A 13,796-nucleotide genomic window follows, 5' to 3' on the forward strand; every position below is an offset into this window, starting at 1 on the left:
GCTGCCGGACGGGCGGCGCAATTTCCCCCTCCCTTCGAGACGGAGGTCGGTCCTCCAGCCGCACCCGAGAGGCCCGATGGTGCCAAACCATCACAGTGCGCGGAAAAGCCGCCGCACCTCGCTCCAGTCCAATTCCGGTGCGGCCCTGCCCAAGACAACAGCCCGACGCCGATGACATGTCGGGTCAGGGCGAAACGACCGCCACATCAGGGGATTGCATGCCGCAGCACGAATTTGGAGGCCGCAAGGCGAAGGCGTTGAAGCATCTCATGCTGACGTCGACTGCGCTGGTCTGGCTTGGCCAGCCAATCACTGCCTCGGCTGCCGATAACTGGACCGGTGCCGCCTCCACCGACTGGTTCACCGTCGGAAACTGGAACCCCGCCGCTGTCCCCACCTCGGGCGACGACGTTACGCTCAATGCGACATTCCCGAATCCGACCGTGATAGACGGGGCAAATGCGGCCGCGCACTATCTGTTTCTCGGCACCATTGCGAGCCACACCGGCTCGCTGACGATCAAAAACGGCGGCACGCTCGGCAGCACTGCCGCCTTTCTGGGCTATCTTTCGGACACGAACGGCGTCGTGACGGTGACCGGAGCAGGCTCGGCCTGGAACAACAGTTCGGACCTTTTCCTTGCCGCCAGTCCGAGCAGCACCGGCACCTTGACGATCTCGAACGGCGGCGCCGTCAGCAACACCGTGGGTCATGTCGGCTCCGGCGGCACCGGCACCGCGACCGTCGACGGAATCGGCTCGACCTGGACCAACAGCGGCGACCTGTACGTAGCCGAACATGGCACGGGCACGCTTGTTATCACCAAGGGCGGCGCGGTCAGCAATGCCGTCGGCACCATCGCCTGGCATGCGGGCTCCAACGGCACGGTGACGGTCGACGGTGCGGGTTCGACCTGGACAAGCAGCTCGGACCTATATGTCGGCAACTCCGGCAACGGGACATTGAACGTTCTGAAGGGCGGCGCGGTCAGCACTGGCGGCGCCGCTGCGCTCGGCTATGTCGGAGGCTCCACCGGCGCCGTGACGGTTGACGGTGCGGGATCCAATTGGACCGTCGCCTCCAGCCTGTATGTCGGCTTCAACGGCACCGGCATCCTGAACATCACGAATGGCGGCACGGTCGGCAATGTTGATGGAACCGTGGGCGAGTACTCCAGTTCCAGCGGCGCTGCGATGGTCTCGGGCGCGGGCTCGGCCTGGACCAACAGCGGGAATCTGACTGTCGGCGACAACGGCACCGGCTTGCTGACCGTGACCAAGGGCGGTGCGGTCAGCAACGCCACGGGCACCATAGGTTCGTATGCAGACTCCAACGGCATGGTGTCCGTCGACGGCGTCGGCTCGACTTGGACCAACAGTTCCAATCTGCTCGTCGGCAATCATGGCACGGGAATGTTGACGGTCTCCAAAGGTGGTGCCGTCAGCAACAGCGCGGCCCAGATCGGCAACTTGGCTGGCTCGACCGGCATGGTGTTCGTCGACGGTGCCGGCTCGACCTGGACCAACAGTTCCAACCTGGCTGTTGGCGATTTCGGCGCGGGCACTCTGGCGATCACCAATGGCGGCAAGGTCAGCAACGCCACGGCCTATATCGGCAATTCGGCTGGCTCGACCGGCACGGTGTCCGTCGCGAATGCCGGCTCGACCTGGACCAGCGCGGACATGTATGTCGGCGGCCTCAGCACGGGCACGCTGTCGATCTCGAACGGCGGCGTCGTCAGCAGCGCCTCGACCACCATCGGCTATGGTGCCGCCTCGACCGGCACGGTGTTCGTCGACGGCGCCGGCTCGACCTGGACCAACAGCGGCAGTCTCTTCGTTGTCGGCCGGAGCGGCACCGCGACGATGACCATTTCAAACGGCGGCACCGTCAACAGCGTTCTGAGCTATCTCGGCAACTACTCCGCCGGCACCGCGGTGGTCACCGGCGCGGGCTCGACATGGAACAGCAGTTCAGGTCTCTATCTCGGCGTCAGCGGCGGCGGTGTCGGCACGCTGACCATCCAGGGCGGCGGCACCGTGAAAAACACCGTCGGCCACCTGGGGAAATCGCTGGGCTCAACCGGCACGGCGACCGTCGACGGCGCCGGCTCGAGTTGGATCAACAGCTCGGCGCTGTTCGTCGGCACGGTGGGCACCGGCACGCTGACCATCTCGAACGGCGGCACCGTCAAGAGCGTGGGCGGCACCGTTGGCAATGGCGGTACGGGTAAGGGCGTCGTGACCGTAAGCGATGCCAACTCTGCCTGGGCCAACAGCGGCGACCTCTATATCGGCAACCTCGGAACCGCTGAACTGAACGTCTTGAAGGGCGGCGCGGTCAGCAATGCCTGGGGCTATGTCGGCTTCAATCCAGGCTCGACCAGCATGGCGACGGTCGACGGCGCAGGCTCGACCTGGACCAGCAGCGCGGGCCTTATTGTTGGCCTCGACGGATCGGGCACACTGACGATTTCGAACGGCGGCACGGTTTCGGCGGGCGGCATCGTCACCATTGCCAGCCACGCGGGTTCCACCGGCACGCTCAACATCGGCGCCGCGGCAGGTTCCGCGGCCACAGGCGCCGGCGTTTTCGGCCCGGCCGCGCTGCAGTTCGGCAGTGGCGTCGGCACGCTCAATTTCAATCACACCGGAGCCAACTACGCGTTCGGCGCCACGATCAGCGGGCTGGGGACGATCAACCAGATCGCCGGCACGACGAACCTGACCGCCGATTCGAGCGGCTTCACCGGCGCCACCAATGTGAGCGGCGGACGCCTGGCCGTGAATGGTTCGCTGGCCGGTTCGCTGGTGACGATCTCGGGCGGCACGCTGGGCGGCAACGGTACGGTGGGCGGCATCGTCGCCCAGTCGGGCGGCATCATCGCACCGGGCAATTCGATCGGCACCCTCAAGGTCGCCGGCGACATCGACCAGGCAGTGGGCTCGGTCTACCAGGTCGAGCTCACCACCGCCGGCCAGTCCGATCTTATCCAGGCGACGGGCACGGCGACGATCGCCGCCGGCGCTGTCCTCGACGTGGTCAAGACGGATGCCGCGCCTTACGTGCTGGGCACGCATTACACGGTCCTGCAAGCCGATACGGGCGTCATCGGCACCTACACGCTCACCGGGGCTGGTCCGTTCGTCGGCCTTGTCGCCAATTACGACGCGACGCATGTCTATCTCGATGTGGTGCAGGCCAAGTCCTTCGCCGAGGTCGGCCTGACCCCCAACCAGATCGCCACCGGCGGCGGCGCCGAAAGCCTGGGGGCCGGCAATCCGCTCTTTGATGCCATCATGGGCCTGCCGAGCGAAGCAGCCGCCCAGAACGCCTTCGACCAGCTCTCGGGCGAAATCCATGCCTCGGCCAAGGGCATGCTGCTCGAGGACTCCCGCTTCGTTCGCGACGCCGCCACCAACCGCATCGCTTCAGCTTTCGGCGATGGCAGCACGGCAGCGCTGCCGGTCATGGCCTATGGCGAAGGCGGTCCCGAAATGGTCGCCGCCGACACTGATCGCTTTGCCGTCTGGGGCCAGGCTTTTGGCTCCTGGGGCAATGCGGACAGCGACGGCAACGCCGCCGCCTTCGACCGCTCGACCGGCGGCTTGCTGGCCGGCGCCGACACGCTGGTCGGAGGCTGGCGCGTCGGTGTTCTGGGCGGCTACAGCCATTCGAGCTTCGATGCCGACGATCGCAATTCCTCCGGCAAGAGCGACAGCTACCATCTCGGCCTCTATGGCGGCACCAATTGGGGGGCCATCGCCTTCCGCACTGGTGCGGCCTACAGCTGGAGCAGCCTTTCGACACATCGCTCCGTCGCCTTCAACGGCTTCACGGATGCGCTGTCGGCCGATTACGACGCCGGCGCCGCGCAGATGTTCGGCGAACTTGCCTACAAGGCCGATGCCGGACAATTCAAGTTCGAGCCCTTCGCCAATCTCGCCTATGTCAGCGTGCACACGGACGGCTTCAGCGAAACCGGCGGTGCGGCGGCCTTGACCAGCGCCGGCACCAGTACCGACGCCACCTTCACCACACTCGGCCTGCGCGGCTCGACCGATTTCGCGCTCGGCGGCGTCATGGCCACCGCACGCGCCATGCTCGGCTGGCGCCACGCTTTCGGCGATGTCACGCCGAGCTCAAGCTTCGCCTTCGCCGGCGGCGACGCCTTCACCATCGCCGGCGTGCCGATCGCCAGGGATGCGGCGGTCATCGAGGCCGGCTTCGACATGAAAATGTCGGCCAATGCGACGCTTGGCCTGTCCTATACCGGGCAGTTCGGCAGCGGCGCGGCGGACAACGGCGCCAAGGCCAACCTTAGCGTCAAGTTCTGACGACAGCAGGCCGCCGGTTCACGCCAATTGACGTCGTGCGGTCCGTGTTCTGGCGTCCCCCTACTCCGGCGAAGGCACCGGCGGCTTCGAGGTCAGCGCCGTGCCGGCGGCCGCGACGATGACGGCGGCGATGCCGGCGAGCTGCGGCGGGGTCAGGCTCTCGTGCAGGAACAGAAAGCCGGCCAGCGCGCCGAGCCCCGGCTCCAGGCAGGTCAGCGTGCCGTAGATGCGGGCCGGCATGCGGGTCAGCGCCACCATCTCCAGGAAGAACGGCAATGCGCTGGAAAACAGGCCGACGAGCAGCGCGCTGACCAGGATCGACGGCGCCAGCAGCCCGGTTCCCGCCTGCGCGACGCCGAAGGGCACCACCAGAACGGCGGCGATCGCCATGCCATAGGCGGTGGTGCGGGTGCCGAGCTCCGCACCCGCCTTCTGCGCCAGCACGATGTAGAGCGCCCAGAAGCCCCCGGCCGCCAGCGCCAGCATCACCCCGGTCGGATCGAGCGGCTGCAGCGAGTGGATGAAGGGCGACAACAGGATGATGCCGGCCAGCGCAAGCGCGATCCAGGCAAAATCGCTGGCGCGCCGCGAGGTCAGCGTCGCCACCAGCAGCGGCCCGGAAAATTCGAGCGCCACCGCAACGCCGAGCGGGATTCTGGCAAGGGCTGCGTAGAATAAGAGGTTGAGCGCGCAGAGTGTCACCCCATAGGCGACCAGCCACGGCATGGTGGCGCGCGACGGCCGCATCTGCCAGGGCCGCAGCACCGCGATCAGCATCAGCGCTCCGATGACCAGCCGCAGCGTCGTCGTGCCTTGCGCGCCGATCACCGGGAACAGGGTCTTGGCGAAGGTGGCGCCGATCTGGATCGACACCATGGCCCCCATCAGCGCCGCGACCGGCAAGGGCGCCGCTTCGCGACTGGCAATTGGCATCGATGTCACTTCTGTTTCACCCTTCCCTGCCATGCCGGGCATCCGCCCGACCCACGGCATGGCTGGCAGCTATGGCCTCCCCGGGCAGGCCTGTCGTGAGGCACGGGAAGACAGTCGGCTGGGGCAAGCGCTGGAACGGGTCCGGAAGTCGGGAACACCCTTCCGGCCATTCACGGCATGGTTGGAGCTGCCTGCCTAAGCGGCGGCGGCAACGGAGCGCTTGAAGACGATGGTCACCCGCGTGCCCTCGCTGGCGCTCGAATTCACGTCGAATTCCGCCTTGGCATTCTCGGTCAGCGAACGCGCGATCAGCGCGCCTAGCTTGCCGGGCTTGGGCCAGGTCTCGCCTTCGGGCAGGCCGATGCCGTCGTCGGCAATGACAATACGGCAGCCATCGCCGTTCACGATACTATGCAGCGTGATCGTGCCGCCGTCGCGCCCTTTGAAGGCATGCTTGAGCGCATTGGTCAAAAGCTCGTTCACCACCAGCCCGGTCGGCATGGCGACGTTGATCGACACCGGATACGTATCGACCTTCATGTCGAGGCGAATGCCCTCGACCGCATGCGAGTTCATCACCGCCGACGCGATCTGGCTGAGATAGACGCCGAGATCGACCTCGTCCTTGTGATCGTCGCCCGACAGCGTCTGGTAAAGGATCGCCAGCGCGTCGACGCGGCCGGCCAGCCTCTCGAACCGCTTCTGGTCCGGCTCCATCGCGTTGCGCGTCTCCAGCCGGATCAGCGCGGTGATCATCTGCAGATTGTTTTTCACCCGGTGCTGCAGTTCGCGCAGCAGCGTGTCCTTCTCGCGCACGCGTTCCTCGACCGAAGCTGCATCCTCGGTCTCGCCATGCGCCGAGACGTCGACCAGCGCCACCAGCCGGAAGCAGACCTTGCCATTGTCGTCCTCGATGACATTGGAATAGGCGTCGACGATCGCCGGCGTATGCTCGGCCCGCTCCAGCCGGAACGTACCGACAAAATCGGTCTCCTCGACCAACGCCTCGAACAGCGCGCGGTCCTTCTGCCGGTGCAGGCCAGTGCCGGAAAGTGCCGCCCAGTGCTTCTGGGCCAGCCTGGCCGCCTTCAGGCCCGACAGTTTCTCGAATTCCGGATTGGCATAGACGACGCGCTCCTTCGCGCCGAGGTCCGAGACGGCAATGGCGATCGGCACCTGGTCGAGGAATTTCTTGAACTGTTCGCTCTCCAGCGCGCTGGCAAGGTCTGGCGTATCGAGCAACTGCTCGACCGCTTCGGCCTTCTGTGTGTCGGATGTCATCTGCGGCGCCTGTGCTGTGTGTGAGCGCCATCAGTATCAGCGATAGGGCGGGCCTGCCATCACAATACAGGAGGATGCTGGCACATGCCTCCACGTCAAGGCGCCAAATCGGTTTCGCTCGCCCTAGGCCGCCAAGTCGCCCGCCCCCGGGTCAGCCGCTGAACGACACGCCCCTGAGGCGCATGCCCGCCTGCACACCGCGCACGATCAGCCGCGACAGCAATTCCATGTCCCAGGGCATGCCCCGACGCCAGACATCGAGCAGCAAGGCGATGCGCGCTTCGTCGGCATTGTTCATCACCTCGTGCGGGTAGGTGTCGTCCCACAGCATGCCTTCGCCGTCGGTGATGCGTTTCTCCTGACGGTCGATCATCATGATGGTTGCCGGGCGGCCATCGGCCTGTCGCGGAATGACCAGGCCCAGGTGAAACCGCATGATGCCGCGGAATGGCCCGCGATGACTGGGTATGTGCTTGCGCGGCGCGAGGAACGAGACAGCCGCCGATTTGACCTCCGGGCATTCGGCCAGCAGGCGGCTGAGAACCGGCATCCGCGCCAGGTTCTCCGGCACCACCACGTCATAGGCCTTGAGCACGAACATGCGCCAGTCGAGGCCGTCATTGGCCGATATCTCGGCCTGCTCGGGCATGATGTCGTGGAAGCGCGGGACCTTGCCCAGATGCACGCCAAGCGCTTCGTCGCGGAGGTCGCGCCAGGCAGCGGTGAATTTCGCCGCGTTCGGAAATTCCGTGGCGGTATCGAGGATTGCCGGCGCGTCTATCCGTCTTTCATAGACACGCCGGACCACATCGGATGCAAGATCGTAGGTGCGCGACATCGGATGGCCTCCATCGCACCATAAGCGGACGGCCCCCGATTTTGGTTACACATTTGTTCACGACGCCGTGCGCTGCACCGCCAGCCGTGGGCCGGTCTTGACGTCGGCGATCTCGGGTTTCGTGCTGTCGAACGCACCGCCCGAGCCGCCACTGAGTCCCTTGTTGAGGGCGATGCAGTCGGTCGCCAAAAGCACGCGGCTTCGCAGCAGTGACTCCTCGGCCGGATAGAGCGAACGCTGCGCGTCGAGCACGTCGGGCAGGCTGGTCTCGGAGAGCGTGCTTTCGAGGCTCGACGCCTCGCCACCATGCTGCACCGCAGAAAGCCAATGATTCCAATTCATTCGCCGGGCAGTTCCGAATGATCGCAATAGATAAAATGTAGATTTCTCAAATTTCGAGATTTTTTTACAAAGATTCGAACGCCTCCTGCCCCCAGGGCAGAAATGCTTCCGATCAACCAAGGCGGGCATATAGACACCAACTCGAACCAAAAGGTTGAATTCCTGTCAAAGATCGCAAGAAGCCGGAAAATGGCAGCTTTTTGCCGATTTATAGCCTTTCTCACACAAGTATTTCAGCTTGCTAAATTTTTTGTGTTGCACTGCACAATGCCGTGACCGAACCATCACCTGGGGGACTCGTTTGCGACTGGACATACGCCGTGGAGGATTCCGCCAGCTTGACGAACTTGAGCTGTCCATCCGTCGAATTCGTTCCTGGCTCGGATGGACTCGCAGGGCTCGGGTTTGACGGTACCGGGCCGAGGGCAGGTATCGTTCGTCTTGACCTGCGGCTCGAAGCAGCCAGGCGGCACGGACATCACATGGGCGCAAGCTGATGGCAAACGCCCGCGACATCCAGCTGGATGCACTGAGGGCCATCGCAGTGACGATGGTGTTGTACTCTCATTTCTTCGCGGCGGGAGGATCTTCCTTCTGGGGCCATATCGGCGTGCGGCTGTTCTTCGTGCTGAGCGGCTTCCTGATCACGCGCCTGCTTCTGGAAGCGCGTTCGGCCGCCGCGTTCAAGACCGGCCCCGCGCTGCGGTCCTTCTATATCAGGCGGGCGCTGCGGATATTCCCGCCCTATTTTGCCGTGCTGGGTTTCGTCTGGCTGGTCGACCTGGAACAGTCCAAGGGATCGCTGCTCTGGCATGCGCTCTATCTGTCGAATTTCTGGTATGCGCTGCGCAATGACTGGAACCCCTGGGTGCTGTGCCATTTCTGGAGCCTGAGCATCGAGGAGCAGTTCTATCTCGCCTGGCCGCTGGTCGTCCTGCTCGCCCCACGGCGTCGCTTCGAAACGATCTGCATCGGCGTCATCGCGCTGTCGCTGGCCTATCGCTTCTACTGGCCGGTGACCGCCACCCCGGCGCTGGCGCGCGACCTGCTGCCGCCGGCTTCGATGGACGCGCTGGCGTCGGGCGCGCTGCTGGCCTGCTGGCGGTCGAGGGGCGACGGCCTGCCGCAATGGATGCGGCTGGGCTGGCCGGCCTTCGCGGCCGCGTTCCTTATCATCGAGTGGTTTGTCCCGGCACCTCCCGATCCGACGCTGGAATGGGCCCGCTGGCTGCTGCTGCAGATCCTGCCCCTGGTGCCGCTGGTGGCCATCGTCGCCGCCTGTTCGCGCGGGCTCGGCGGCACGCTTGGCAGGTTTGCGGAACTGCCGCCGCTGCTGGCGCTGGGCCGTATCAGCTACGGCGTCTATCTCTATCATCCGATCTTGCTGTCGCTCGCCGTCAAGTCGCAGCCCTGGATTCCGCTCAATGTCTCGCAGCAAGGGCCGGGACGGTTCCTGGTCGCAAGCACCGCCACGATTGTCGTGGCCTCGATTTCCTGGCTGGTTTTCGAAAGGCCGCTCAACAGCCTCAAGCGCCACTTCCCGTATGTCCGGCGAGCCCAGGCCGGTCATGCCGGTTGGTTTGCGAGGCCGGTGGAAGCCTATGCCGGCGGATCGCCCGATGGCCGCACGCCATCCCTCGACCTCCCGCGAACGGATGCAAGACCATGACCGCCGCGCCGCTCGTCTCCGTCCTGCTGCCGGTCTACAATGCCGGCCCCTATCTCGTCGCGGCACTGGGAAGCATCCTGCGGCAGGATTACCGCCGCCTGGAGGTCATCGCGATCGATGACGGCTCGAGCGACAATTCGCTCGATATCCTCGAGCGATACCGGCAGGCCGACAGCCGCGTCTCGATCATCTCGCGCGAAAATCGCGGCCTCGTCGCGACGCTCAACGAAGGGCTGGCGGTCGCGCGGGGCGAACTCGTCGCGCGGATGGACGCCGACGACATCGCCTATCCCTGGCGCCTGTCGCGCCAGGTGGCGCTGTTCGAACAGCGGCCCGAGCTCGGCTTTTGCGGCGCCGGCGTCGACATGCTGATCCGCGGCCGTATCGCCAGGGGCAAGCCAGATCCGGTGTTCCAGTTCGGCCGCATGCCCATATTGGCGATGTTCTTCACCATCTTCATGCACCCGACGGTCGTCTACAACAGGGAGGTCATCGAGGACGCGGCTCTCCACTACGACCCGACCTACCGGCACGCCGAGGATTTCGATCTCTTCCGGCGGCTGGCCGCTCGTTACCCGGCAGCCATGATGCCCGAAAACCTGCTCGTCTACCGGATCCATCAGGGGAGCGTGACCCACCGGCACAGCAAGGAGATGCGCAGGACGCATTTGCGCATCGTGGCCGAGAACCTCGAGCGCGAGGGCCTTGCCGGGACCACGCGCGACCTGCGCGACATCGGCGAAGCCGTCAGCCACGACACGGTTGCCCGCGCGGCCGACTTCATTCTGGCGCTGGAGGAGCGGATCTGCCCGCTGCCGGACGAGACGCGGCCGAGCTTCGAGGCCGGCGCGCTCAACCTGTTCTATTTCCTCTACCAGCTCGTCGCCGACGAAAGGCAGCCGCCGCTGACGCATGAACTGCTGACACGGACCGCGAAGTGGAACGCCATCCGCCGCCGCGAGAAATATGCGTTGCGGCCCGGCGCCTGGGCGCCCTGGCTCAGCCGCGCCTCGCTGTCGGCCGGCAAGCAGGCGGACGCCGTGGAATACTTCTTCAAATCCGCGCCCGCCGCAGCGGTTCTGGCATCGCATCGGGTGGGCTAGAGGCATGACCATCAACGCCCACCAACCTCTGCAACGCGACCGTTCGACGGCGCTTGGCGGCGCGCCGGCCGGCCTGCGGGCAGAGCGACCAGGCCCGGAAGTCAGCTTCATCATCTGCACGCGCAACCGCGTCACCGTGCTCGAGGCCTGCATCAAGTCGGTGCAGGCCGCGTGCCGTGCCCATGCCGGCTTCGCGGCCGAGCTCGTGGTCGTCGACAATGGCTCGAGCGACCGCACGGCGGAACGCCTGGCCAGCATCGCCGCCATGTCGGACATTCCATTCACGCCCGTTTGCGAGCCACGCCCCGGACTGGCCGCTGCCCGTAACGCCGGGTTGAGGCGCGCGCGGGGTCGCGTGCTGGTCTTCGTCGATGACGATTGCGCGGTGCATCGCGACTATCTCGCCGACCTGGAACGACATTACTCTTCCGGGGAACAGGGGCTTATCCGCGGAGGCCGTGTCGAGCTTGGCGATCCCAGGGACCTGCCTTTCACGATCAAGCGATCGCGGGTGCGCGAGCGGCTGACGCCCGATATCCATCCCGGCGGCTTCGTGCTGGGCTGCAACATGACGATGCACCGCGATGTCGCGGCCCGCATCGGCTATTTCGACGAACGCTTCGGCGCGGGCGGACCATTGCGGTCGGCGGAGGATACCGACTACCTCGTGCGGGCGGTGCGGCTCGGCATCGCGGTCGAGTATGTGCCCGACATGACGATATTCCACCACCATGGCCGGCGCGATCGCAAAGCCATCGAAAAGCTCCACCGCGACTACAGCCTGGGCAATGGCGGGCTCTGCCTGAAACATCTCCGCCATGCGCCCTGGCTGCTCCGCCATTTCTACTGGGCCGTGAGAGGGGCTTTCCGGGAATTGGCGGGCGGGCCCGCCTTCGATCGCGAACTCAATCTGTCGCACTGGCCGATCGTCGGTATGAACGTGCTCGGCGCGGCCAGATACGCGTTGCTTCTGCTGGCGGGACGGCCGCAGGCCGAGCCGGTGCGGCAGGACCAACAAGCCAATGCCGAGGCGCCGCTCTGATGCCATTGCTCCCGCCTGGCCTGCCGATGCTGTTCCGCGCCTTCGGAAAGCGGCAACTGCGCCTGGTTCCGGCCGTGGTGGTCCTCGGCCTGGTCAGCGCCGCCCTCGAAGGGTTCGGCATCGGCCTGATCATCCCCCTGCTGGGCATCATCATGGGACATGGCGATGCGGCGGGGATGGCCGGCTTCTCCGCTGTGCTCCAGCAGGTCGGATCGGGCTTCAGCGAGCGCGACCGGCTTTTCGTCATTTCGGCCGCCATTCTCGGCTCGATCCTCCTGAAGAACGTCTTCGCCTTCGCCAACACGCTGCTGACGTCCTTCATCTCCGGCAAGGCCAGTCATTCGATCCGCAGCGCTTTGTCGGAGCAGCTCCTGCGGGTCGGCTATCCCTTCTTCCTGCGGCAGAGCCCCGGGCGGCTGCTCAACATCATCTCCAACGAATCCTGGCGGGCGTCCGATGCCATCCAGATCATGCTGTCGGCGATCGTCAGCGCATCGGCCGCCATCATCCTCCTGGCCTTTCTGCTGCTGCTGTCATGGCGCATGACGCTGCTGGTCACGCTCGGACTGGCGCTCGTCCAGATCGCGCACGCCATCCTCTCGGCCAACCTGAAAGGCCCCAGCCGCAGCGTCGCTTCGCGCAACAGCCACCTCGCCTCGCAAATGCTGCATCTGGTGCATGCCGGACGCCTGATACGCATCTTCGGCCAGGAGACCCGGGAAAAGGCGATATTCGATACCGCGTCCGACGCGGTTCGCCGCGCCTCCTTCATCCTGCAGGTCCGCCAGGGTGCATTGCCGCCGCTGACGGAGGTTCTCCACGCCATGCTGTTCCTGGCGGTGGTGATCGGCGCCTGGCTGGCGCAAGTGAGTTTCCCGCTGATYATCGCCTTCGTCATCCTGCTCTACAGGCTGCAGCCGCATATGCGGGCGCTGCAGGGGTCGTGGAGCCAGTTGCAGGGCCTGAGCGGATCGCTGGAAGAGGTGACATGGATGCTGGACCCCGCGGGCAAGCCCAGGTCGCCGCAAGGCGACGGGCCGTTCCACGGTTTGCGCCAAGGCATCAAGTTCGAGGAAGTGACGTTCACCTATTCCGGCACCGACCGGCGTGAGGTGGTGCTGCATGCGGCGACGTTCACAATCAACAGCGACCGCTCGACGGCGCTGATCGGCCGCTCCGGCGCCGGCAAGACGACGATCGTCAATCTTCTGTGCCGCTTCGTCGAACCGGACAGCGGCAGGATCCTCGTCGACGGATCACCGCTCGACGGGATCGATGCCAGCCAGTGGCGGCGCCACATCGCGCTGGCCAGCCAGGAGCTGGAACTGGTCGACGGCACCATTTTCGAGAACATAGTCTATGGGCAGGATGCGGCCACGGCCGGCGACGCCGAACGCGCCGCGAGACTGGCCGAGGCGCATGAATTCATCGAACGGCTGCCGCAGGGCTACGAGACGCTCGTCGGCTACAGGGGCGTCAACCTGTCGGCGGGACAGAGGCAGCGCATCGCGTTGGCCAGGGCGCTGGTGCGCGATCCCGATCTGCTGATCCTCGACGAAGCCACCAATGCGGTCGACGGGCTGTCGGAGGCGGCGATCGTCGAGACCCTGAAGTCGAGGGCGGGACGGCGCACGACCATCGTCATCAGCCATCACCACAGCACCATCTCGTTCTGCGACGACGTGGTGATCCTGAGCGACGGCCGGGTGAAGAAACAGGCCCCATTCGGCGCCCTGGCATCGCTCTCCATGGACGAGCTTTACCAGCACGAACCGCTCGACTGACATGGGCCGGGGCAGCGCTTCCCAATGCCCTCACCGGTGGTCCGAATCAATGACTGATGACTTGCCGCCGGCACCCTGCGCGATCGCACCAATGCCATGCGGTGCCCGGACTCGCTACCGTTCCTTCGCGGCGGACCTGTCGATCCGCCCGGGCCGGTGCCCATCGCTTACTCTCCAGATGCGGCGCCGGCCCTCCTCTTGTTCTGGGCCGCCTCGCGCAAACGGTGGCGTGAAGGGCTATAGGAGACTGGCAACGTCGGCGGGACGGCCCCCCTCTGCCCTGCCGGGCATCTCCCCCTCGAGGGGGGAGATCAGATGCCGGCCGGCTTTCGCCAACCACCAACGTCTCAAGGAGTGAGCTGTCGCGGAAACTGCCAATCTCCCCCCTTGAGGGGGAGATGTCCGGCAGGACAGAGGGGGGCGCCTCGCGCCAGTCTTCGGAGTATAGGCCTGGCAGCATCGCGCAG

Annotated in this window: 9 protein-coding genes; 5 read left to right on the top strand and 4 right to left on the bottom strand. The window is 65.6% G+C overall.

The window, feature by feature from the left end; all coding sequences use genetic code 11:
- The first annotated feature begins 218 nt into the window (after nucleotides 1–218).
- Nucleotides 219–4,337 (top strand): autotransporter outer membrane beta-barrel domain-containing protein, encoded by a 4,119-nt coding sequence (locus AC1DPX_RS12535; protein ID WP_477236965.1) that lies wholly within the window; start codon nucleotides 219–221, stop codon nucleotides 4,335–4,337.
- Between the two features lie 60 nt (nucleotides 4,338–4,397).
- On the opposite strand, the gene AC1DPX_RS12540 is transcribed toward AC1DPX_RS12535, so the two are convergent.
- The 4 genes from AC1DPX_RS12540 to AC1DPX_RS12555 form a co-directional block, all read right to left on the bottom strand.
- Nucleotides 4,398–5,279: an EamA family transporter gene (locus AC1DPX_RS12540; RefSeq protein ID WP_477237507.1), complete on the bottom strand. Its 882-nt coding sequence runs from the start codon at nucleotides 5,277–5,279 to the stop codon at nucleotides 4,398–4,400.
- Nucleotides 5,280–5,465: 186 nt separating this feature from the next.
- A complete protein-coding gene (locus AC1DPX_RS12545) occupies nucleotides 5,466–6,551 on the bottom strand; it encodes a histidine kinase dimerization/phosphoacceptor domain -containing protein (protein WP_477236967.1) in 1,086 nt (361 codons plus the stop codon).
- 151 nt (nucleotides 6,552–6,702) lie between these two features.
- On the bottom strand, nucleotides 6,703–7,389 hold the full coding sequence (locus tag AC1DPX_RS12550; RefSeq protein ID WP_477236969.1) for an aspartyl/asparaginyl beta-hydroxylase domain-containing protein: 687 nt from the start codon (nucleotides 7,387–7,389) through the stop codon (nucleotides 6,703–6,705).
- 57 nt (nucleotides 7,390–7,446) lie between these two features.
- Nucleotides 7,447–7,731, bottom strand: coding sequence for a hypothetical protein (locus AC1DPX_RS12555; protein ID WP_477236971.1), 285 nt, complete (start codon nucleotides 7,729–7,731; stop codon nucleotides 7,447–7,449).
- A 496-nt stretch (nucleotides 7,732–8,227) separates the two neighbouring features.
- Here AC1DPX_RS12555 and AC1DPX_RS12560 point away from each other — a divergent pair, with 496 nt between their 5' ends.
- The 4 genes from AC1DPX_RS12560 to AC1DPX_RS12575 are packed head-to-tail and all read left to right on the top strand — an operon-like array spanning nucleotide 8,228 to nucleotide 13,329.
- Nucleotides 8,228–9,400 (top strand): acyltransferase family protein, encoded by a 1,173-nt coding sequence (locus tag AC1DPX_RS12560; protein WP_477236973.1) that lies wholly within the window; start codon nucleotides 8,228–8,230, stop codon nucleotides 9,398–9,400.
- Nucleotides 9,397–10,503 (top strand): glycosyltransferase family 2 protein, encoded by a 1,107-nt coding sequence (locus AC1DPX_RS12565; RefSeq protein WP_477236975.1) that lies wholly within the window; start codon nucleotides 9,397–9,399, stop codon nucleotides 10,501–10,503. Before AC1DPX_RS12560 ends, AC1DPX_RS12565 begins: the two co-directional genes overlap by 4 nt.
- A gap of 4 nt (nucleotides 10,504–10,507) precedes the next feature.
- A complete protein-coding gene (locus AC1DPX_RS12570) occupies nucleotides 10,508–11,545 on the top strand; it encodes a glycosyltransferase family 2 protein (protein ID WP_477236977.1) in 1,038 nt (345 codons plus the stop codon).
- A complete protein-coding gene (locus AC1DPX_RS12575; RefSeq protein WP_477236979.1) occupies nucleotides 11,545–13,329 on the top strand; it encodes an ABC transporter ATP-binding protein in 1,785 nt (594 codons plus the stop codon). Before AC1DPX_RS12570 ends, AC1DPX_RS12575 begins: the two co-directional genes overlap by 1 nt.
- Nucleotides 13,330–13,796: the final 467 nt, after the last annotated feature.

Source organism: Mesorhizobium sp. 01N446 (assembly GCF_056399285.1).

Excerpts from the sequence above, each read along its gene's own strand:
- AC1DPX_RS12535 (WP_477236965.1), top strand. The coding sequence starts at position 219 with ATGCCGCAGCACGAATTTGGAGGCCGCAAGGCGAAGGCGTTGAAGCAT.
- AC1DPX_RS12545 (WP_477236967.1), bottom strand. The coding sequence starts at position 6,551 with ATGACATCCGACACACAGAAGGCCGAAGCGGTCGAGCAGTTGCTCGAT.
- AC1DPX_RS12550 (WP_477236969.1), bottom strand. The coding sequence starts at position 7,389 with ATGTCGCGCACCTACGATCTTGCATCCGATGTGGTCCGGCGTGTCTAT.
- AC1DPX_RS12555 (WP_477236971.1), bottom strand. The coding sequence starts at position 7,731 with ATGAATTGGAATCATTGGCTTTCTGCGGTGCAGCATGGTGGCGAGGCG.
- AC1DPX_RS12560 (WP_477236973.1), top strand. The coding sequence starts at position 8,228 with ATGGCAAACGCCCGCGACATCCAGCTGGATGCACTGAGGGCCATCGCA.
- AC1DPX_RS12565 (WP_477236975.1), top strand. The coding sequence starts at position 9,397 with ATGACCGCCGCGCCGCTCGTCTCCGTCCTGCTGCCGGTCTACAATGCC.
- AC1DPX_RS12570 (WP_477236977.1), top strand. The coding sequence starts at position 10,508 with ATGACCATCAACGCCCACCAACCTCTGCAACGCGACCGTTCGACGGCG.